This window comes from Enterobacter sp. AC1 (assembly GCF_050434705.1).
Taxonomy (GTDB): Bacteria; Pseudomonadota; Gammaproteobacteria; order Enterobacterales; family Enterobacteriaceae; genus Enterobacter; species Enterobacter cloacae_L.
Genome location: NZ_JBNDIZ010000013.1, coordinates 54,492 through 75,175, shown reverse-complemented (window position 1 = coordinate 75,175; position 20,684 = coordinate 54,492). Strand labels below are relative to the sequence as shown.

Here is a 20,684-nt window from a genome sequence, read left to right as displayed (position 1 = left end):
GAGTCACAATGGAAAAGGTTGTCATTGTTGATGCGATTCGCACCCCGATGGGCCGTTCAAAAGGCGGTGCATTCCGTAACGTGCGTGCGGAAGATCTCTCCGCGCATCTGATGCGTAGCCTGCTGGCACGTAACCCGGCGCTGGATCCTGCTGCGCTCGACGATATTTACTGGGGCTGCGTGCAGCAGACCCTGGAGCAGGGGTTCAACATCGCCCGTAACGCGTCGCTGCTGGCGGAGATCCCGCATTCGGTTCCGGCCGTCACCGTTAACCGTCTGTGTGGTTCATCCATGCAGGCGCTGCACGACGCGGCACGTATGATCATGACCGGCGATGCCCAGGCCTGCCTGGTCGGCGGCGTGGAGCATATGGGTCACGTACCGATGAGCCACGGGGTCGATTTCCACCCGGGTATGAGCCGTAACGTGGCGAAAGCGGCAGGGATGATGGGCCTCACCGCTGAGATGCTCTCCCGCCTCCACGGCATCAGCCGTGAAATGCAGGACACCTTCGCCGCCCGCTCTCACGCTCGCGCATGGGCTGCAACGCAGTCCGGCGCCTTTAAAAACGAGATCATCCCTACCGGCGGCCACGATGCTGACGGCGTTCTGAAGCAGTTCAGCTACGACGAAGTGATCCGCCCGGAAACCACCGTAGAAGCGCTTTCCACCCTGCGACCTGCGTTTGATCCGGTCACCGGGACGGTCACGGCAGGTACCTCGTCGGCGCTGTCCGACGGTGCCGCCGCGATGCTGGTGATGAGCGAAAGCCGCGCTCGCGAGCTGGGGTTAACGCCTCGCGCCCGCGTGCGTTCGATGGCGGTCGTGGGCTGCGACCCTTCGATCATGGGCTACGGCCCGGTTCCGGCTTCTAAGCTTGCGCTGAAAAAAGCGGGATTAACCGCCAGCGACATCGACCTGTTTGAGATGAACGAAGCGTTCGCCGCGCAGATCCTGCCGTGCATTAAGGATCTGGGTCTGATGGAGCAGATCGACGAGAAGATTAACCTCAACGGCGGCGCGATCGCCCTCGGTCACCCGCTGGGCTGCTCCGGGGCGCGTATCAGCACCACGCTGATTAACCTGATGGAACGCAAAGACGCTCAGTTTGGTCTGGCAACGATGTGTATCGGGCTGGGTCAGGGTATCGCGACGGTGTTTGAGAGAGTGTAAGGCTATAACGTAGGCCCGATAAGCATCGCGCCATCGGGCTTTTGCCGGGAGGCGCTGCGCTTTCCCGGCCTACGAGAGATTCTCACCGCCACTGGCGTCATTGGCGAAGAGAGACAGTTTAGTTGCCGTTCTTCCCGCCTGTCAGGGGCGGGCTTTTTATTTAGATAAACGCAAACGCATCGCCGAACAGACGGTCTTCACGCGCGTCACGTTCGTTACAGAACAGGTCGCGGGCAATTTTCGCCATCTCAAAACGGCCAGCGATATAGATATCGTGCCCTGCCAGCGTGCCATGATCCTGGAGTACCGCCGTCAGCACCGTCCCGCTACGCCCACGCCAGCCCTCTTCCGGCTGCTCAACCACCGGCTCAATGCGCAGGTTAGGATGGGTTACGCTCAGCGCTTCCAGCTCAGAGAGATCGTACAGATGTTTCTCTTCGCGGCCACCCCAGTAAATGGTGATATCACGGTCCGGATTACGCGCCAGGGCGGTCAACAGAATAGAGCGCACGTACGAGAAGCCTGTGCCGCCAGCGATGAGGATCAGTGGACGGTCTTCGTCATCGCGTAGCCACGCTTCACCGTGTGGAATATCCACCACGATTTCGCGTTCCTTCAGGATCCGATCCATCACCGCCATCGCATACAGGTTAAGCTCTGACGCACCAATATGAAGCTCAATAAATTCCTGCTCCGCTGGCGTTGAGGCCATAGAGAAAGGACGCTTATCACGCTCATCCATCACAACCATTAAGTACTGACCAGCGCGAAAAGAGAATGGCGCTTCTGGCACTAAACGGACGCGATATACGGTGTCGGTGATGGCATCTACCGAGGTCACTTTACAGCTTAAGGTTGTCATTCGCTCTCTCTGTCGGGAAGTCTATAGGGCTTAACGGTCAGATTCAGGCTTACCGTTACTCATTATGGCCAGTTCGTCCCAGATCGCGTCAATTCGCGCGGTCACGGCAGGATCTTTTTTGATCGGGCGACCCCATTCACGGTCGGTTTCGCCGGGCCATTTATTTGTGGCATCCAGTCCCATTTTTGAGCCAAGGCCGGAAACCGGCGAGGCAAAATCCAGGTAATCTATCGGCGTGTTTTCAACTAACACCGTATCACGCGCCGGGTCCATTCGCGTGGTAATGGCCCAAATGACGTCATTCCAGTCGCGGGCGTTAACGTCATCATCGCAGACAATAACAAATTTGGTATACATAAACTGGCGCAGGAAAGACCATACGCCCATCATTACGCGTTTAGCGTGGCCAGGATACTGTTTCTTCATCGTGACCACCGCCATGCGATACGAGCATCCTTCAGGCGGCAGATAGAAATCTACGATTTCCGGGAACTGTTTTTGCAGGATAGGCACAAACACTTCATTCAGCGCCACGCCCAGTACCGCAGGTTCGTCCGGTGGACGTCCGGTATACGTGGAGTGATAAATCGCATCTTCACGCTGCGTAATATGCGTCACGGTAAACACCGGGAAGTTATCCACTTCGTTGTAATAGCCGGTGTGGTCGCCGTAGGGACCTTCCGGTGCCAGTTCACCCTGCTCAATGTAACCTTCCAGCACGATTTCTGCACTGGCCGGAACTTCGAGATCGTTAGAGATACACTTCACGACGTCCGTTTTGGTCCCGCGCAGCAGACCTGCAAACGCATATTCAGAGAGCGTATCCGGTACGGGCGTTACCGCCCCAAGAATGGTGGCCGGATCGGCACCTAGCGCAACTGAAACCGGGAAACGTTCACCAGGATGCGCAGCGCACCACTCCTGGAAATCCAGCGCGCCGCCGCGGTGCGACAGCCAGCGCATGATGAGCTTATTCTTGCCAATCAACTGCTGGCGGTAAATACCCAGATTCTGGCGCTCTTTGTGGGGGCCGCGCGTCACGGTAAGCCCCCAGGTGATCAGCGGAGCGGCATCTTCAGGCCAGCACTGCATAATAGGGATTTTAGTCAAATCAACCGCATCGCCTTCCAGCACTTTCTGCTGGCACGGCGCGCCACGCAGGCGTTTGGTAGGCATGTTCAGCACCTGCTTAAACTGCGGCAGTTTGTCGAACAGATCGCGGAAGCCTTTCGGTGGCTCCGGCTCTTTCAGAAACGCCAGCAGTTTACCCACTTCGCGCAGCGCCGTGACGTCCTCCTGCCCCATCCCCAGTGCGACACGACGCGGTGTACCAAACAGGTTGCACAGCACCGGCATTGAGTAACCTTTCGGATTTTCAAAAAGTAATGCGGGGCCACCGGCACGCAGGGTGCGGTCAGCTATTTCTGTCATCTCCAGATAAGGATCAACAGGAAGTGTAATGCGTTTGAGTTCACCCTGCTTTTCCAGCAGCGTCAGGAAGTCGCGGAGATCGTGGTATTTCATGCAGTTAATCATGGCCTCTCTGTAAGCGCTTCATTATACGGCGTAAGACTGCTTGATGCTGTAATTTTGTTAAACAAGCGTGAACTTATGCGTTCTGTTGCGTTTTCCCCCATTATAATCAACTTAGCGATCCCGCCAGGGTTTTGATATGCTTGCGCCCCGAACTAAGGGAAAGAGTGATTATGCAGGCCTGGTATTTACTGTATTGCAAACGCGGGCAGCTTCAGCGCGCGCAGGAACATCTTGAACGTCAGTCTGTAAATTGCCTGACGCCCGTGATCACGCTTGAAAAGATGCAGCGCGGGAAGCGCACAACCGTGAGTGAGCCGCTATTCCCGAACTACCTGTTCGTGGAGTTCGACCCGGAGGTGATCCACACCACCACCATCAGCGCCACGCGCGGCGTCAGCCACTTTGTTCGTTTTGGTGCCCATCCGGCAACGGTTCCGTCGACGGTTATTCACCAGCTGTCAGTTTACCAACAGCCTGAAGGGATCACCGACCCGGAAACGCCTTACACGGGCGATTGCGTTGTCATTACGGAAGGCGCTTTTGAAGGCCTGCAGGCAATTTTTGCCGAGCCAGACGGTGAAGCCCGCTCCATGCTGTTGCTCAACCTGCTGAACAAGCAGGTGCTTCAGAGCGTTAAAAACACCGACTTCCGCAAAGTTTAAAAACCTATCCCGAACAGAGTACGCACGTTGTCATCCGTCTGCGCGGAAAGCCATTGTGGATCCTCTCCGCGCCACTTCGCTACGCTCTCAACAATGTGCCCCAGCCAGGCGGGCTCATTTCGCCGCGAGGCCGGTTTGGGTTTCATATCGCGCGGCAGCAGATAAGGCGCATCGGTTTCAAAAAGCAGCCGCTCAGCCGGGATAGCGGGTAACAGTTCCCGAAGCTCAAGCCCGCGGCGCTCATCGCAAACCCAGCCGGTAATGCCAAGATAAAGCCCTCGCTTCAGGCAATCCAGCGCCTCCTGGCGGGAGCCGGTGAAGCAGTGCAGCACCGCGCCGGGCAGTTTATTTAGCCACGGATCCAGCAGCGCCAGGAAACGCTCATGCGCGTCGCGGCAGTGCATAAATACGGGCATTTCAAGCTCTGCCGCCAGTGCAAGCTGGGCAGTGAACGCCCTTTCCTGCTCTTCAGGCGTAGAAAAGTTACGGTTGAAATCGAGACCGCATTCACCGATCGCCACAACGTCTGGCGTCTGCGCCAGCCTGTGCAGGGTTTCGCTACTGTCCGGGGTCCACTGGCTGCTGTCATGAGGATGCACGCCAGCGGTAGACCAACAGCGATCGTAGCGTTGCGCCAGCTGCTGCGCCTGCTCGCTTTCATGCAGGTTGGTCCCCGTCAGCAATAGTCCTTTCACCCCAGCCGCAAACGCACGCGCGACCACCTCATCGCGATCTTTCGCAAACTGCGAGCTGGTCAGGTTGAGTCCGATATCAAACATGCTAATCCCCATGTAACAACCGCCCTGACGGGCGGCTGGTTTTACTCTTCAGTAGTCTTGTCGGACGTATCGTCTTCGTCATCCGTTCGACGTCCTTTACCCACGTAGAAACGCGAGAAGAACACGCCGACCTCAAACAGGCAGTACATCGGTATGGCCAGCAGCGTCTGCGAGAAAACATCTGGCGGCGTCAGCAGCATACCGACCACAAATGCGCCTACCAGGATATACGGACGCTTCTTACGCAGGTCATCCGGCGTGGTTACCCCTACCCAGCAAAGCAGCACGATAGCCACCGGCACTTCGAATGCCACGCCGAACGCCATAAACAGCGCCATGACAAAGCTGAGGTAGCTGGCGATATCCGTCGACACCTGAACCCCTTCCGGCGCGGTGTGCGTGAGGAAGCCGAAGGCCAGCGGGAAGACAACGAAATAGGCAAACGCCATACCGATATAGAACAGCAGTGAGCTGGAGACCAGAAGCGGGATCACCAGCTTGCGTTCATGCTTGTACAAGGCCGGCGCCACAAATGCCCATACCTGATACAGAATGACCGGCGCTGAGGCAATCAGCGATACCCAGAAGGTAAGCTTGATGGGGGTAAAGAACGGAGAAGCCACGTCCGTCGCAATCATTGTTGCGCCCAGCGGCATCTGCTTAATCAGCGGAGCAGAGACAACCTGGTAGATATCGTTGGCGAAATAGACCAGGCATAGAAAAATAATGAGAACCGCAATAATGCAGTTTAACAGGCGTTTACGCAGCTCTATGAGGTGCGTAATAAGCGGTTGAGTATCATCTACAGCCATGTTTACGCTTTATCACTCGACGAAGGGGATGATTCGGAAACAGGTGCGGCGGGCTTCGCCTCCGCCACTTTTATCGCGGGGTCTTCCGGCTGCGCCTGTTTTTTCACTTCAGTTTCCTGCGGCGTCTGTTCCGGCGCGGCAGCCTGATGTTCAGCGCTGGCTGGCGTTACGCCCTCACGCTGCTCCTCGCTGCCCTTCACCACCGGGTTATGGATGGTGTTCGCTTCATCGCTCGCTTTTTCAGGATCGTTAACGCTGTAAGAACGCTTCATGGATTCCGCCGCTTCACGCAGTTCATCCATTGAGGCTTTCAGCTCCGGCGTCAGGTTATCCATGCTCGCCTTCTCAACCTTTTTCAGGCTTTCCTGAAATTCCTGCAGCTTAAGCTCCTGCGCCAGTTCATTCTGTACGGTCGATGCCAGCGATCTCAGCGCACGCACCCAGCCCGCAACGGTTTTCACTGCCACCGGCAGACGCTGCGGCCCCAACACGATCAGGCCAATCACAAAGACCAGCAGCAGCTCACTAAAACCAATGTCGAACACGGCTTATACCTGCTCTTTATCGTGGCTTTTAGCGTCTTCCTTTTTCGCTTCTTCTTGCTTGTCAGAGATGGATTTAGCAGTAAAGTCAGCGTCCTGGCTGGTTTTATCCTGCTTGCTCTCATCATCGCTCATCGCTTTCTTGAAGCCTTTGATAGACGCGCCCAGATCGGAACCAATAGAACCGAGCTTTTTGGTGCCAAACAGCAGCACGACGATGACGGCAATGATCAACAATTGCCAAATACTGATACCACCCATACATGTTCCTCAGGGATAGATGATTAATTAGTCAGGTCGCATTATACGTATGCGACCCGTCGAAGGCGACGAACTCAGCGCGTTTTTCGCCAGCCGGCCAGCCAGACAACAGCCCCGCCAGCCATCAGCCAGGCGGGCATCATCTGCCAGTCCGGACGGTTGATCAGCAGCAGCGTACCGCTCAGCAGCAGCGTTGCGCCAATCCCAAAGAGATAGCGTGACTGACCCTGACGAACGCGGCTGGACTGAAGCTCGCGGGCGATTTTATCCATACTGTGCTGAAGGTTCTTGCTCTGACGCAAACTGTCATAAACCAGTTCAGGAATTTCAGGCATTTTCTCTATCCAGAACGGGCCTTTCTCCTTCAGCGAGCGTACCAGCGCCGGAATGCCAACCTGATCCTTAATCCAGGATTCCAGGAATGGTTTCGCGGTCTTCCACAAGTCTAACTGAGGATAGAGCTGTCGGCCTACACCCTCAACGTAAAGTAATGTTTTCTGAAGTAAAACTAGCTGCGGCTGAACTTCCATATTAAAGCGACGAGCGGTGTTGAACAGGTTTAACAGCACGTGCCCGAAGGAGATTTCCGCCAGCGGTTTTTCAAAAATCGGTTCGCAAACGGTTCGGATAGCAAACTCGAACTCTTCGACGTTGGTGTCCGGTGGAACCCAGCCGGAATCAACGTGCAACTCGGCCACCTTACGGTAGTCGCGATTGAAGAAAGCGATGAAATTCTCTGCCAGATAGCGTTTATCTTCTTTATTCAGCGACCCCACAATCCCGCAGTCGATACCGATATACTTCGGATCTTCAGGGTGCTCGTAGCTCACGAAGATGTTGCCCGGGTGCATGTCCGCATGGAAAAAGCTGTCGCGGAATACCTGAGTAAAGAACACCTGTACGCCACGTTCGGCCAACAGCTTCATGTTCGTTCCCTGTTTTTCCAGGGCCACCACATCAGAGACGGGAATACCGTAGATGCGCTCCATTACCATCATGTTCTGGCTGCAGTAGTCAGAATAGACTTCAGGTACATAGAGCATCGGGCTGTTTTCAAAGTTGCGACGCAGCTGAATGGCGTTTGCCGACTCGCGCAGGAGGTTAAGCTCGTCAATCAGCGTTTTTTCATATTCCCGCACCACTTCCATCGGACGCAGACGGCGCCCGTCCGGCAGCAGACGCGGCACCCAGCGCGCCAGACGATAAATCAGCTTCATGTCTGCTTTGATGATAGGGAGGATGTCCGGACGAATGACTTTAATAACGACTTCTTTGCCGTTTTCTTTCAGACGCGCGGTGTGCACCTGCGCGATAGAGGCCGACGCCAGTGGCTGAATGTCGAAATCGTCAAACCAGGTCTCGACGGGAATATTACCCATCGCCTCTTCAATTTGCTTTTTCGCGCGCGCGCCGTCAAACGGTGCGACCCGATCCTGCAGCATCGCGAGCTCATCAGCAATCAGTGGCGGGAAGAGATCGCGACGGGTCGAGAGCATCTGTCCGAACTTAATCCACACCGGCCCCAGCTCCTGCAGCGCCAGGCGCAGACGCTCGCCCAGCGGCTGACCTTTATGACGATTGGGCATCCAGAACAGCATTCGCCGCCAGATACGAAGCGGCAGCGTGATACGCATTTTGGGGATAAGCTCGTCGAGCCCGTAGCTCAAAAAGGTGCGAATAATGAAATAGAGGCGCCGAATTTCACCAGGCGTCATTTGCCCTCCAGTTTTTCCAGCCGTTTGGTTAACGCATCAACCGCACGTTCTACAGCAGCGGTCTCTTCCGCAAACCACGCAACTTCCAGTGACCCGGGCGCCATTCGCCACTCCTCCGTCAGCACTTCTGCCGCATAGCGTTGCTGGCGTTGAAAGCTTTTGCGCGCAAAAGACGCGCCACCATGAAGGACTTTCCCGATGCCCTCGGCGGCAATGTCGCCGATAAATGGCGCGAGCAGCTCTGCCGGATCGAACTCAGCCAGATCGGTGAGCGCAACGAAGTTCTGCACGACCTGAATATCGCCTTCCACTTCCAGCTCACCGCTGCGGATAAGCGCCGTTAATTGCTGACGATCGCGCAGTTTTGGCAGCACGCTCATGTGAGTGATGACCGAGCAGTCGGCTTCACCTTCCCACTCCCCCAGAACGTCGAGCTGGCGTTCGCTGAAGACCAGCACAAGCGGCGTCGAGAACTCTTTTAAAACAATACGTAATACCTTCCCGCTCAGCCGCTGACGTGCAGCTTTCAGCGCCGGAGCGCGATACAGAAAAGCGTTCAGTACATTCTCGATGCCTGCGGAGACTAAGGGTTTAAAGGGCACGGGACACCTCCACTCAGAATTTGTAACCGCGATGCAGCGCGACGACACCCGCCGTCAGGTTGAAATATTCAACGTTCTCAAATTCCGCGTCCTGCATCATGGCTTTTAAGGTGTCCTGATCCGGGTGCATACGGATAGACTCCGCCAGATAGCGATAGCTTTCCGCGTCGTTGGCCACCAGCTCGCCGATGCGCGGCAGCACGTGGAAGGAATAGGCGTCGTAAGCTTTGCTCAGCGGCTCAATAATGGGTTTAGAGAACTCGAGCACCAGCAGGCGTCCACCCGGCTTCAGCACGCGATACATGGAACGCAGCGCTTTTTCTTTATCGGTAACGTTACGCAGGCCGAAGGAGATAGTGATGCAGTCGAAGGTGTTGTCCGGGAACGGCAGCGCTTCGGCGTTTGCCTGCACATATTCCACATTTCCCACCACGCCGATGTTACGCAGCTTTTCGCGTCCCATTTTCAGCATGGAGTCATTAATATCTGCGAGAACAACGCGACCGGTTTCGCCCACCAGACGGGAGAATTTCGCGGTTAAATCGCCCGTACCGCCGGCTAAATCCAGCACAGTTTGTCCACGACGCACGCCGCTACAGTCAATGGTGAAGCGCTTCCACAAGCGATGAATACCGAACGACATCAGGTCATTCATCACATCGTACTTCGCCGCCACGGAATGAAATACGTGGGCCACCATGTCAGCTTTCTGCGCTTTGGCGACAGTCTGAAAGCCAAAGTGCGTTGTGTCTTGTGAATCGTCAACCATCTCAGAGCCTGCTTATCAGTAAAATGTTCGTGAAGTGTAACAGATTGGGCGCGATTGCCCTACGTTTCAACCACCGCGAAAGAAACGCGCGGGAGGCTCTTCGGGTGATAAATCTGCCGCTAAGGTGTTGTCTTCACTGTTTGTCTTTTGTTCGTCCGCACCTTCACGTAGGCGAAACTCTTCGTCCTGGGCGATAGCCTGATCGACCAATTCCGGATTAATCTCGCGTTTAACCTCTACCCCAAGGCTGCGGAATGCTTCGGCCTGCACCAGAAGATTGCCACGGCCGGAGGCGAGTTTTTTCATCGCCTGACGGTAGTTATCCTGCGCACGATCCAGGCTCTGCCCGACCGAAGACATGTCGTCCACGAAGAGGCGCATTTTGTCGTACAGCTTGCTGGCGCGATCGGCAATCTGCTGCGCGTTGCGGCTCTGGTGCTCATAGCGCCACAGGTTGGCAATGGTGCGCAGGGCCACCAGCAGCGTGGTGGGGCTGACCAGCATAATGTTGTTTTTGAGCGCTTCGGTGATCAGCTCAGGCTGTCTGTCGAGCGCCAGCAGAAACGCGGGCTCAACCGGGATAAACATCAGAACATAGTCCAGCGAGCGCAGGCCAGGCAGTTGCTGATAATCTTTTCTGCCGAGCAGGCGAATGTGGTTACGCACGGAGGCAATGTGCTCCTGCAGGGCAGACTCACGCGTGAAGTCATCTTCCGCATTAAAGTAGCGCTCATATGCCACCAGCGTCATTTTGGCATCAATCACCACATCTTTACCCTGCGGCAGCCGCACTATGACATCCGGCTGCATACGCGAGCGGGCATCGTTTTCGATACTCACCTGCGTTTCGTATTCATACCCTTCCCGCAGGCCAGAAGCTTCCAGTACGCGGGTAAGCACCACTTCTCCCCAGTTGCCTTGGGTTTTGTTATCCCCTTTAAGCGCCCGGGTCAGGTTGACCGCTTCCTGCGCCATTTGCGCATTGAGCTGCTGAAGATTGCGAATCTCATGCGCCAGCGTGTGGCGCTCGCGGGCTTCCTGACCAAAGCTGTCCTGCACCTGGCGGCGAAAACCGTCCAGCTGTTCGCGCAGGGGCGTCAGCAGGCTGTTCAGACTCTGGCGGTTCTGTTCGTCAACGCGGCGGTTGCTGTGCTCAAAAATACGGTTGGCGAGGTTCTCAAACTGTTCGCTGAGACGCTGCTCGCTGTTGATCATCTGGCGGATTTTGTCTTCCGCATGCAGTTGCGTGGATTCAAGGCGGGTGGTCACTTCGCGGAGATCGGCCTCCAGCGAGGTGTTGATATCACGCAGATTACGCAGCTCGTTGTTGAGCAGTTCACACTCATCGCGCCAGTGTTCGCTCAGGGCAAACTGCTGCTTTGCCGCGCTTAATTCAGCGACTATCTCTTCGCGCTCTGCCAATTGATCGGCCTTCTGCTGCGCATGTTGATAGCTGGAAATGAGCCAGCCTATCGCCACGCCCGCCAGCGCAATCACCGCATATATCAGGATTGAGATATCCACAATGCCCCCTGCATCAACGTATTACCCGCACAAAATAAGATTGTGCTGTATAAACGTCCAGTTTGAAAGGGTTTTCCTGCGAGGCGCTACGCAAAAAAAAAGGCCGAACGTGTCGGCCTTTGATTTCGAAAGGAGAGGACTAGATCAGGCGACGCGCGGCTTCAACCACGATTTTCACCGCATGACTTTCGGTCTGCTTCATGGTTTCGGCGTTCGGGATCTCCTGCTGAGTACGGTTGACGATAACGCCCGCCACCATACCGGCACGCAGACCCTGGCTTGCGCACATGGTCAGCAGCGTTGCGGATTCCATTTCGTAGTTCATCACGCCCATGGACTGCCACTCTTCCATTGAGCCTTTGAAGCGGTTTACTACGCGGCCGGAGAAGGTGTCGTAACGCTCCTGGCCCGGGTAGAAGGTGTCGGAAGAGGCCGTTACGCCCACGTGGGTAGTCGCGCCTACGGATTTCGCGGCTTCAACCAGCGCAGTGGTACATTCAAAGTCTGCTACTGCCGGGAATTCCATCGGTGCAAAGTGCAGGCTTGCTCCGTCCAGACGTACGGACGCAGTCGTGACCAGCACGTCGCCCACGTTGATGTGCGGCTGAATAGCGCCGGTGGTACCGATACGCAGGAAAGTACGAATGCCCAGCTGCGCCAGCTCTTCAACAGCAATTGAAGTAGACGGTCCACCGATACCGGTAGAACAGACGATCACGGCTTTACCATCCAGCTCTGCACGCCAGGTGGTGAATTCGCGATGGGCTGCCAGCTTGACCGGCTTATCCATCAGCGCGGCGATCTTTTCCACACGCTCAGGATCGCCAGGGACGATTGCGAGCGTAGCCCCTTGTAAATCGTTTTTGGTGAGGCCGAGATGAAAAACATCAGACTTAGACATAGGTGACTCCTCTGTGGGTCGGTTAGTCAGAAGAAGTAAAACGGTACTTTACAGAAGCGGTAAGCATAATTTCGTGACACATCTCACCATGAATGAAAATGATTGCATTAAATTTCCATAAAAAAGTGATTTACATCACATTAACAAGTTATATCGCCAGATGCTGCACAAAAGATAGACCGTTTAAGGCACTGTGAGTTGTTAACCTGGTGTCTATATTTACCTTTGCGCTAACTCATTGGTACGGAGAATGCCATGACTGAAAAAACCGGTTTTGCACCTGCTGCGGCCCCACACGCTTCCACCATCGTTTCGACGTCAGAAGCGGAAATTACGGCGGGCGAGACCTCCATTCCCTCGCAGGGGGAGAATATGCCTGCCTGGCACGCGCGGCCAAAATCGGCAGACGGCCCGCTGCCCATCGTGATTGTGATTCAGGAGATTTTTGGGGTTCACGAGCACATTCGCGACCTCTGCCGCCGGCTGGCGCTGGAAGGGTATCTGGCCGTTGCCCCAGAGCTCTACTTCCGTCAGGGCGATCCGAACAACTACAGCGATATTCCTACACTGCTCAGCAACCTGGTCAGCAAGGTTCCTGACGCACAGGTGCTGGCCGATCTCGACCACGTTGCCAGCTGGGCGGCGCGCAACGGGGGCGATCCACATCGTCTGCTGGTCACCGGTTTCTGCTGGGGCGGGCGCATTAGCTGGCTGTACGCCGCACATAACCCGCAGCTCAAAGCCGCTGTCGCCTGGTACGGCAAACTGGTAGGTGAAAAAACGCTGAATTCACCGAAACATCCCGTGGATATCGCCACCGAGTTAAATGCTCCGGTGCTAGGGCTGTACGGCGGTCAGGACACCGGTATTTCGCTTGATTCGGTAGAGACCATGCGCCATGCGCTCCGCGCGGCCAATGCGAAGGCGGAGATTGTGGTGTACCCGGATGCAGGCCATGCGTTTAACGCCGATTATCGTCCGAGCTATCACGCTGAATCAGCCAAAGATGGCTGGCAGCGGATGCTGGCGTGGTTTAGCCAGTACGGCGGGAAGAAAGCGTAAAAAAAGCCCGGTGGCGGCTACGCCTTACCGGGCCTTAAGGTAGGCCGGCTAGCGTTAGCGCCACCCGGCAATCCAGCATCACTACGCCTGTCGCAGGTTCTGCGCCGCCTTCACCATGTTGGCGAGCGCTGCGCGGGTTTCCGGCCAGCCGCGGGTTTTCAGTCCGCAGTCCGGGTTTACCCAAAGGCGCTCTGCCGGAATGCGCTGAGCCGCTTTTTTCAGCAGGGCTTCAATCCACTCCACGCTCGGCACGTTCGGGGAGTGAATATCGTACACGCCCGGCCCAATCTCATTCGGATAGTCGAACTCTTCGAACGACTCCAGCAGCTCCATGTCTGAACGCGAGGTCTCGATGGTGATCACGTCAGCATCCAGCGCGGCAATCGAATCCATGATGTCGTTAAATTCGCAGTAACACATGTGGGTGTGAATTTGAGTGTCGTCCTTCGCGACCGCGGCATTGATGCGGAACGCTTCCACGCCCCACTGTAAGTACGCATCCCAGTCGCTGCGACGCAGCGGCAAGCCTTCGCGCAGCGCCGGTTCGTCAATCTGAATAATGCCAATGCCTGCGGCTTCGAGATCCGCCACTTCGTCCCGCAGCGCCAGCGCAATTTGCTTCGCGATGGTTTCACGGGTCACGTCTTCACGCGGGAAGGACCAGCAAAGAATCGTTACCGGACCGGTGAGCATGCCTTTCACCGGCTTGTCCGTCAGGGACTGCGCGTATTTCGCCCACTCCACGGTGATCGCTTCCGGGCGGCTGACGTCACCGATAACCACCGGTGGCTTCACGCAGCGGGAGCCGTAGCTCTGCACCCAGCCGTTCTGGGTAAAGACGAAACCGTCCAGATGTTCACCGAAGTATTCCACCATGTCGTTACGCTCGGCCTCACCGTGCACCAGCACGTCCAGACCCAGACGTTCCTGCTCGATAATCGCCTGCTTGATGTGTTCAGCGATGCCGGTGCGGTAGTGATTCGCATCCAGATTGCCTTTTTTGAAGTCCAGACGCAGGCCGCGGATCTCGGTGGTCTGCGGGAAGGAACCAATTGTGGTGGTCGGCCAGGCAGGCAGGTTGAAGCGGGCGCGCTGTGCTTCAGCGCGCACCTCATACGGGCTCTGACGCTGGCTGTCCTGGGCGGTGATGGCCGCCAGGCGTTTTTCCACCGCCGGGTTATGCACGCGAGCCGAGTGACGGCGCGCCTGAATCGGTGCGCTCCATTCGGCAATCGCCGCCGTGTCGCCGCTGTTGAGCGCGTCGCGCAGCAGAGCCAGCTCTTCACATTTTTGCAGCGCGAAGGCAAACCAGCTTTTGACCTCGGTATCCAGACGCGTTTCCACGCTCAGATCGATCGGGCTGTGCAGCAGCGAACAGGAAGATGCTACCCAAAGCTCACGTTTGCCGACAATGTCCTTAATCTGGGCATATTTCTCGGTGAGATCGGCGCGCCAGACGTTACGGCCGTTGATCAGGCCAGCGGAGAGCAGCCAGTCCGCTGGCAGGCGCTTGTGCAGTTCCGTCACGTCATCTTTACCGTGTACGAGGTCAATGTGCAGGCCCTGAACCGGCAGCGCGGTAATGGTCTTCTGGTTCGGCGTCACGCCTTCAAAATAGGTGGTCAGCAGGAGTTTTACCTGACCGGTCAGCGCGTCATACGCCGGATTGAAGGCATCGAGCCACTCCTGCGGCAGTTCGAGCACCAGCGCGGGTTCGTCGATTTGCACCCACTGAATGCCGCGTTTGCCCAGCTCAATCAGCACCTGTTTGTAGACCGGCAGAATATCTTTCAGCAGGCTGAGGCGGTCAAACTGCTCGCCCTTCACTTTACCCAGCCACAGGTACGTTACCGGCCCGAGCAGCACCGGTTTCACCTGGTGGCCCAGCGCCAGCGCTTCGTCCACCTCATCCAGAAGCTGCGTCCAGGTTAGCCTGAACTGCTGGCCTTTTACGAACTCCGGCACCATATAGTGATAGTTGGTGTTAAACCACTTGGTCATTTCCGCCGCTGCCGCAGGCTCACCCGTTGGCGCACGGCCACGGCCGATGCGGAACAGGGTATCGATATCTACCGATCCATCTTTGTTCTGATGACGAGCCGGCACGTTGCCAAGCAGCAGGCTGGTCGTCAGAACATGGTCGTACCAGGCGAAATCGCCCACCGGCAGCAGGTCAATACCCGCCTGTTTTTGCTGATCCCAGTGACGGGCGCGCAGTTCGCGTCCTACCGCCAGCAGTTCTTCACGGGTGGCGTTACCCGCCCAGTAGCTTTCTTGCGCTTTTTTCAGCTCGCGACGCAGGCCAACGCGAGGAAAACCGAGAGTGTGATTGCGGATTGTCATGGTATGCCCCTTGTGAAATTCGTTATTTAGACGTCCAGATGTTTACACATCTATAATTGGCAGGTACTGTATATTCCTCAAGCGCAAAATGTTCATGGCGAAGTGAAGGACTTTCATGATCGAGATAAAACACCTGAAAACGCTACAAGCGTTGCGGAACTGCGGCTCGCTCGCGGCGGCGGCGGCCACGCTGCACCAGACCCAGTCCGCCCTTTCTCACCAGTTCAGCGATCTGGAACAGCGCCTTGGATTTCGTCTTTTTGTGCGTAAGAGCCAGCCGCTGCGCTTTACGCCTCAGGGCGAGATCCTGCTGCAGCTGGCGAATCAGGTGCTGCCGCAGATCGCCAGCGCGCTGCAGGCGTGTAACGAACCGCAGCAGACCAAACTGCGTATCGCCATTGAATGCCACAGCTGTATTCAGTGGCTGACCCCCGCGCTTGAGAACTTCCGCCAGAAGTGGCCGCAGGTGGAGATGGACTTTAAATCCGGCGTGACGTTCGACCCGCAGCCCTCGCTGCAGCAGGGCGAGCTGGATCTGGTCATGACCTCCGACATACTGCCGCGCAGCGGCCTGCACTATTCGCCGATGTTTGATTATGAAGTGCGCCTGGTGCTGGCGCCGGATCATCCCCTGGCGGCTAAAACGCGCATCACGCCGGAAGATCTGGCGACAGAAACGCTGCTGATTTACCCGGTTCAGCGCAGTCGTCTGGATATCTGGCGTCACTTCCTGCAGCCCGCAGGCATTAGCCCGCAGCTGAAAAGCGTGGATAATACCCTGCTGTTGATTCAGATGGTGGCGGCCAGAATGGGTATCGCAGCGCTGCCGCATTGGGTGGTGGAAAGTTTTGAACGCCAGGGTCTGGTGGTCACCAAAACCCTGGGTGAAGGACTGTGGAGCAGGCTGTACGCCGCCGTGCGCGATGGCGAGCAGCGTCAGCCGATTACAGAGGCGTTTATTCGCTCAGCGCGGAACCACGCGTGCGACCATCTTCCGTTTGTGCGGAGCGCGGAGCGACCCAGCGTCGATGGACCCACAGCGAAGCCAGGATCACCGTTCCCCCAATAATGAAGCTCGGCCAGTGCGGCTGTTGCTGCCAGATGGCGAGGTTGACCAGCAGCCCTGCCGGGACATGCACGTTGTTCATGATCCCCAGCGTACCGGCGTCTACCTGCGTAGCGCCGTAGTTCCACATGAAGTATCCCAGCCCGGAAGCCACCACGCCCAGCCAGACCAGAACGCTCCACTGCACGGTGGTAGTCGGCAGTTTTTGCGGGTTGCCGAGCATAAACCACGCCACCACCGCGACAATCGCGGCCCCCATATAGAACCAGGCGAACGCGTTGTGCTGCGGCATCGGACGGGTCTCCATCAGCCGTTTGTATCCCACCATGCCGATGGCGAAGCTGATATTGGCGAGCTGGACGAACATCAACCCAGTCCAGAAGTGATCGCTTACCTTGTCATAGCGAATAATCGCCGCCCCAAGCACCGCCAGCGCCGCACTTAAAAGATATCCCCAGCGCAGGCGGCGCTTGCTGAGCAAATCGTAGATTAGCGTGATATAGAGCGGCGTAAGCACGGTGAACAGCAGGAATTCAGAGACGGACAGGTAGACGTAAGCCCGGAAGCTAAACAGATACATGATGCCGAGCTGCATCGCCCCCACCAGCATATACAGCACGATCGTTTTCAACGATTGCCCGCGCGTACGCAGAAACGGCAGGAACACCAGCGCTGCCAGCCCCACGCGCATCAGCACCGAGAAGTAGCTGTCGACCGAACCGGCAAGGTATTCGCCAATCAGGCTAAAGGAGAAGGCCCACAGGATAGTGGTGATAATGAGTAGCGCCACAATGCTTGTCTCTCAGAAAGAAGGACAGGCATTGTAGCGAACTCTTTAGTTGACAACTGAGCAATAAATAACCGAATGAAGATTATTCAAGGAACAGCTTGCGCAGATATTTCGGTACCGCGTTGTCGCCGTTGGTGCCGATCACTTCCAGCTCCGGATGCAGGTCTTTCAGACGCTGGTGCGCGTTCTCCATAATGCAGCCCTTGCCCGCCATAGAAAGCATTTCGGCGTCGTTCATGCCGTCACCAAAGGCGATGCAGTCTTTCAGCTCGAAGCCCAGACGTTTCGCAACCGCTTCCAGCGCGTGGCCTTTGGAGACGCCTCCGGCCATCACTTCCAGACAGGTCAGCGTTGAGAAGCTCACGTTGACGCGATCGCCCCAGCGCGCGTTGATCGCCTGCTCAAGCGGCAGCAATTCCTCATGGTTTACGCAGGTGAAGAACACCTTGCTGATCCCTTCCGGCTCCAGCAGGCCCGGCTCGTACAGCGAGTACTGGAATACGGCTTCCTTGAAGAAACGCATCTCTTCCGGGCGGTGGCGGTTCATGAACCAGTCGTCGTCGCGGTAAACGTTGGTGACGATGTTCGGGTTGTTATGCACGACCCCGAACAGATCGGCGGCAATATCGCGATCCAGGTTGTGGGTAAAGATCAGGTTGCCGTCGGTATCATGCACGCGCGCACCGTTAGAGGTGATCATGTACGATTTGATCTCAAGATTATCGCGGATCTGCCCTACGTCTACGTGGTGGCGGCCGGTGGCGAACACAAAGTTCACGCCCCGGGCGGTCAGCAGCTTTAAGGTCTCTTTCGCGTAAGGCGACAGGGTGTGGTCGGGAGAAAGCAGCGTGCCATCTAAATCAGATGCAACAACCTGGTACATAGGGAAATTTAACCTCAATAGAAAATCAGTTATGCCGGTCGAAAAACTCGACGATGGCGTTAAGCGCGACTGAGCGCATAGCGTCCTTTTCAAAAAGGATCTCATGGTACGCGCCGTTGATGACCAACGGTTTTCCCCCTTCACAAGGGTGCCCGGCGGCAGCGCGGAGTTCGCAAAAGCGGTCATGCATGCGGTTATCCACCACACGCTCTTCTTCAGCCTGAATCAGTAGCGTTGGCGTGTCATCATTCGCGACGCCCGCCAGAACCTGCTCACCGGCAAGGATCCCTTCCCGCACCCAGTGATATGTCGGGCCACCCACGCGCAGGCGCGGTTCATCGGCATAAAAACGCAGGTTACGACGATAGCGCTGTCGGCTGTGGGTCAGCACGTTCATCGCAAACGGCAATGCCCGCCAGCGCCCGGTGCCGATGGCGTAACCTTCACGAATGCGCTGATGGCCCTCAGCCCAGTCGAGAATATGGCGTACCATCCAGTCCGGAAAGCGCATGACGATGCCGTACATCGGCGCGGTGAGCGCAATGGCGTCGCACTGGTGCTCGTGACGCTGTAAAAACAGCGTTGAAATCGCACCGCCCATCGAATGCGCCAGGATATAGCGCTTCCGCCATGGGCCCGGCTCGACCTCCTGCTGCCAGAACGCGGCGAGATCGTCGACGTAATCGCTGAAGCTATCCACATGGCCGCGATGCGTATCCGATAACAGGCGGCCCGAAAGCCCCTGCCCGCGGTGATCGATAATCAACACATCGAAGCCCAGATGGAACAGGTCATAGGCCAGTTCGGCGTATTTGATGTAGCTCTCAATACGCCCGGGACAGACTACGATGACCCGGTCATTTTTCTTATCGTGAAAACGCACAAAGCGTACCGGTATATCACCGACGCCCGTAAACTCATCTTCCTCACGCTGGCGCCAGAAATCGGTCAGCGGCCCCATGGAGAAAGCAGCAAATGCGTTTTCTCGTGTTTCCCAGTCCTTTTTCTGCTGAAACATCGGGTTTCCACTCACGTAAGCCAAGGAATATCGTTTTTTCGTAACCGGTCACAAAATGACTCAACAATAGCGTATTGTGGCATAAAAACAGACGATTCGGGAGTTTCAAATGACCTTCGAGTGGTGGTTCGCTTACCTGCTGACATCCATCATCCTTAGCCTTTCACCGGGCTCGGGCGCCATTAACACCATGACCACCTCCATCAACCACGGCTATCGCGGTGCGGCAGCGTCGATTGCCGGTTTGCAGGCCGGGCTGGGCATTCACATCGTCCTGGTCGGAATTGGCCTGGGCACCCTGTTCTCCCGCTCGGTACTGGCTTTTGAGATACTGAAATGGGCCGGTGCAGCGTATCTGATCTGGCTGGGTATTCAGCAGTGGCGCGCGGCGGGCTCCATCAACCTGAATACGCTCGCTCAGACGCAAAATCGCGGCCATCTGTTTAAGCGCGCGGTGTTCGTCAACCTCACCAACCCAAAAAGCATCGTCTTCCTCGCCGCGCTGTTCCCGCAGTTTATCGTGCCACATCAGCCCCAGGTGATGCAGTACGTGGTGCTGGGTGCGACCACCATTATCGTCGATATCATCGTGATGATTGGTTACGCGACCCTGGCGCAGCGGATTGCGGCGTGGATTAAAGGGCCTAAGCAGATGAAGGCCCTGAATAAAGTCTTTGGCTCGCTGTTTATGCTGGTTGGCGCGCTGCTTGCTTCAGCGCGTCATGCTTAGCGAGAAATGATGAGATGAATGCCGAAGCCGGCGAACAGCGCGCCGGCGAAGCCGTCAATCCACTTCGCGATGCGCTGATAGCCACGGCGCATTGCCGGTAAGGCAAACAGGCTTGCCACCACGGTGAACCACGCAAAGGTCTCAACGACGATCAGCAGGAAGATACCCCAGCGCGCGCCCGCGCCGACGTTATCCCCGACAAACAGCGAGAACACCGAGCCGAAATAGATAATGGCTTTCGGGTTTGCCAGGTTGGTCAGCAGCCCTTTCACAAAGCTGCGGCCGCCCGTTGCCAGCTCAACCTTTGGCTCTTCCGGTTTTTTCTCTTCTTTTTTCAGCGCGCCGCGCAGCATCTGGTAGCCCATCCAGCACAGGTACAGGCCACCGCCAACCATAATGATGTTATGTAGCCAGGCCATCTTCGCCAGAATCAGGTTCAGGCCAAGCAGCGCGACCGCGGCCCAGACCATGACGCCCATAGTAATACCGAGCACGCCCATCATGGCCTCTTTACGGGAGCGGCTGACGGCCGTTTGTGACACGAAGAAAAAGTCCGGGCCCGGGCTCATCAGCGCAACGATGTGCACTAACGCCACGGTGAGAAATAGCATCAACATAATTCGCTCGCAGGGAAATAATTCAGTGAGTCATCATC

The 20,684-nt window shown here is 56.5% G+C and carries 21 protein-coding genes; 5 read left to right on the top strand and 16 right to left on the bottom strand.

Annotation, left to right across the window (positions count from 1 at the left end):
* Positions 1-8: 8 nt before the first annotated feature.
* Positions 9-1,172, top strand: coding sequence for an acetyl-CoA C-acyltransferase FadA (gene fadA / locus M2433_RS23215; protein ID WP_059311549.1), 1,164 nt, complete (start codon positions 9-11; stop codon positions 1,170-1,172).
* A 160-nt stretch (positions 1,173-1,332) separates the two neighbouring features.
* Here the strand turns inward: fadA and fre are convergent, their stop codons facing one another.
* Positions 1,333-2,034, bottom strand: coding sequence for an NAD(P)H-flavin reductase (fre, locus tag M2433_RS23210; protein WP_032675626.1), 702 nt, complete (start codon positions 2,032-2,034; stop codon positions 1,333-1,335).
* A gap of 30 nt (positions 2,035-2,064) precedes the next feature.
* Entirely contained in the window at positions 2,065-3,570 is a 1,506-nt protein-coding gene (gene ubiD / locus M2433_RS23205; RefSeq protein WP_429057831.1) for a 4-hydroxy-3-polyprenylbenzoate decarboxylase, read from the bottom strand.
* A 170-nt stretch (positions 3,571-3,740) separates the two neighbouring features.
* Here ubiD and rfaH point away from each other — a divergent pair, with 170 nt between their 5' ends.
* Positions 3,741-4,232 (top strand): transcription/translation regulatory transformer protein RfaH, encoded by a 492-nt coding sequence (gene rfaH, locus M2433_RS23200; protein ID WP_059311547.1) that lies wholly within the window; start codon positions 3,741-3,743, stop codon positions 4,230-4,232.
* Here rfaH and tatD read toward each other — a convergent pair.
* The 9 genes from tatD to udp form a co-directional block, all read right to left on the bottom strand.
* Positions 4,229-5,011 (bottom strand): 3'-5' ssDNA/RNA exonuclease TatD, encoded by a 783-nt coding sequence (gene tatD / locus M2433_RS23195; protein WP_429057833.1) that lies wholly within the window; start codon positions 5,009-5,011, stop codon positions 4,229-4,231. The genes rfaH and tatD overlap by 4 nt on opposite strands.
* Positions 5,012-5,052: 41 nt before the next feature.
* Positions 5,053-5,823, bottom strand: coding sequence for a Sec-independent protein translocase subunit TatC (gene tatC, locus M2433_RS23190; protein ID WP_429057835.1), 771 nt, complete (start codon positions 5,821-5,823; stop codon positions 5,053-5,055).
* Positions 5,824-5,825: 2 nt separating this feature from the next.
* A complete protein-coding gene (gene tatB / locus M2433_RS23185; RefSeq protein WP_047345439.1) occupies positions 5,826-6,368 on the bottom strand; it encodes a Sec-independent protein translocase protein TatB in 543 nt (180 codons plus the stop codon).
* Between the two features lie 3 nt (positions 6,369-6,371).
* A complete protein-coding gene (tatA, locus tag M2433_RS23180; RefSeq protein WP_047345440.1) occupies positions 6,372-6,626 on the bottom strand; it encodes a Sec-independent protein translocase subunit TatA in 255 nt (84 codons plus the stop codon).
* A 74-nt stretch (positions 6,627-6,700) separates the two neighbouring features.
* A complete protein-coding gene (ubiB, locus tag M2433_RS23175; protein ID WP_429057836.1) occupies positions 6,701-8,341 on the bottom strand; it encodes a ubiquinone biosynthesis regulatory protein kinase UbiB in 1,641 nt (546 codons plus the stop codon).
* The gene (ubiJ, locus tag M2433_RS23170) at positions 8,338-8,943 is read right to left on the bottom strand and encodes a ubiquinone biosynthesis protein UbiJ (protein ID WP_063431786.1); all 606 of its coding nucleotides are present in this window, start codon (positions 8,941-8,943) and stop codon (positions 8,338-8,340) included. Before ubiJ ends, ubiB begins: the two co-directional genes overlap by 4 nt.
* Before the next feature lie 13 nt (positions 8,944-8,956).
* Positions 8,957-9,712 (bottom strand): bifunctional demethylmenaquinone methyltransferase/2-methoxy-6-polyprenyl-1,4-benzoquinol methylase UbiE, encoded by a 756-nt coding sequence (ubiE, locus tag M2433_RS23165; protein WP_008501525.1) that lies wholly within the window; start codon positions 9,710-9,712, stop codon positions 8,957-8,959.
* Positions 9,713-9,778: 66 nt separating this feature from the next.
* Positions 9,779-11,236, bottom strand: a complete 1,458-nt coding sequence (gene rmuC / locus M2433_RS23160; protein ID WP_429057839.1) for a DNA recombination protein RmuC — start codon at positions 11,234-11,236, stop codon at positions 9,779-9,781.
* 139 nt (positions 11,237-11,375) lie between these two features.
* Positions 11,376-12,137, bottom strand: coding sequence for a uridine phosphorylase (gene udp, locus M2433_RS23155; RefSeq protein WP_059347454.1), 762 nt, complete (start codon positions 12,135-12,137; stop codon positions 11,376-11,378).
* A gap of 255 nt (positions 12,138-12,392) precedes the next feature.
* Between udp and M2433_RS23150 the strand changes: the two genes are divergently transcribed.
* Positions 12,393-13,199: a dienelactone hydrolase family protein gene (locus M2433_RS23150; protein ID WP_429057841.1), complete on the top strand. Its 807-nt coding sequence runs from the start codon at positions 12,393-12,395 to the stop codon at positions 13,197-13,199.
* A gap of 81 nt (positions 13,200-13,280) precedes the next feature.
* Here the strand turns inward: M2433_RS23150 and metE are convergent, their stop codons facing one another.
* Positions 13,281-15,542, bottom strand: a complete 2,262-nt coding sequence (metE, locus tag M2433_RS23145) for a 5-methyltetrahydropteroyltriglutamate--homocysteine S-methyltransferase (RefSeq protein WP_429057843.1) — start codon at positions 15,540-15,542, stop codon at positions 13,281-13,283.
* 115 nt (positions 15,543-15,657) lie between these two features.
* On the opposite strand from metE, the gene metR reads away from it, so the two are divergent.
* The gene (gene metR, locus M2433_RS23140) at positions 15,658-16,611 is read left to right on the top strand and encodes an HTH-type transcriptional regulator MetR (protein ID WP_048339012.1); all 954 of its coding nucleotides are present in this window, start codon (positions 15,658-15,660) and stop codon (positions 16,609-16,611) included.
* On the opposite strand, the gene M2433_RS23135 is transcribed toward metR, so the two are convergent.
* The 3 genes from M2433_RS23135 to pldB form a co-directional block, all read right to left on the bottom strand.
* Positions 16,499-17,398 (bottom strand): carboxylate/amino acid/amine transporter, encoded by a 900-nt coding sequence (locus tag M2433_RS23135; RefSeq protein ID WP_429057845.1) that lies wholly within the window; start codon positions 17,396-17,398, stop codon positions 16,499-16,501. The two genes, metR and M2433_RS23135, sit on opposite strands and share 113 nt — an antisense overlap.
* Before the next feature lie 82 nt (positions 17,399-17,480).
* Positions 17,481-18,281: a sugar/pyridoxal phosphate phosphatase YigL gene (yigL, locus tag M2433_RS23130; RefSeq protein ID WP_063431779.1), complete on the bottom strand. Its 801-nt coding sequence runs from the start codon at positions 18,279-18,281 to the stop codon at positions 17,481-17,483.
* Positions 18,282-18,306: 25 nt separating this feature from the next.
* Positions 18,307-19,299, bottom strand: a complete 993-nt coding sequence (gene pldB, locus M2433_RS23125; protein WP_047345450.1) for a lysophospholipase L2 — start codon at positions 19,297-19,299, stop codon at positions 18,307-18,309.
* Between the two features lie 109 nt (positions 19,300-19,408).
* Here pldB and rhtB point away from each other — a divergent pair, with 109 nt between their 5' ends.
* The gene (rhtB, locus tag M2433_RS23120) at positions 19,409-20,029 is read left to right on the top strand and encodes a homoserine/homoserine lactone efflux protein (protein ID WP_063431778.1); all 621 of its coding nucleotides are present in this window, start codon (positions 19,409-19,411) and stop codon (positions 20,027-20,029) included.
* Here rhtB and rhtC read toward each other — a convergent pair.
* Positions 20,026-20,646, bottom strand: coding sequence for a threonine export protein RhtC (gene rhtC, locus M2433_RS23115; protein WP_006179256.1), 621 nt, complete (start codon positions 20,644-20,646; stop codon positions 20,026-20,028). The genes rhtB and rhtC overlap by 4 nt on opposite strands.
* Positions 20,647-20,684 lie beyond the last annotated feature (38 nt).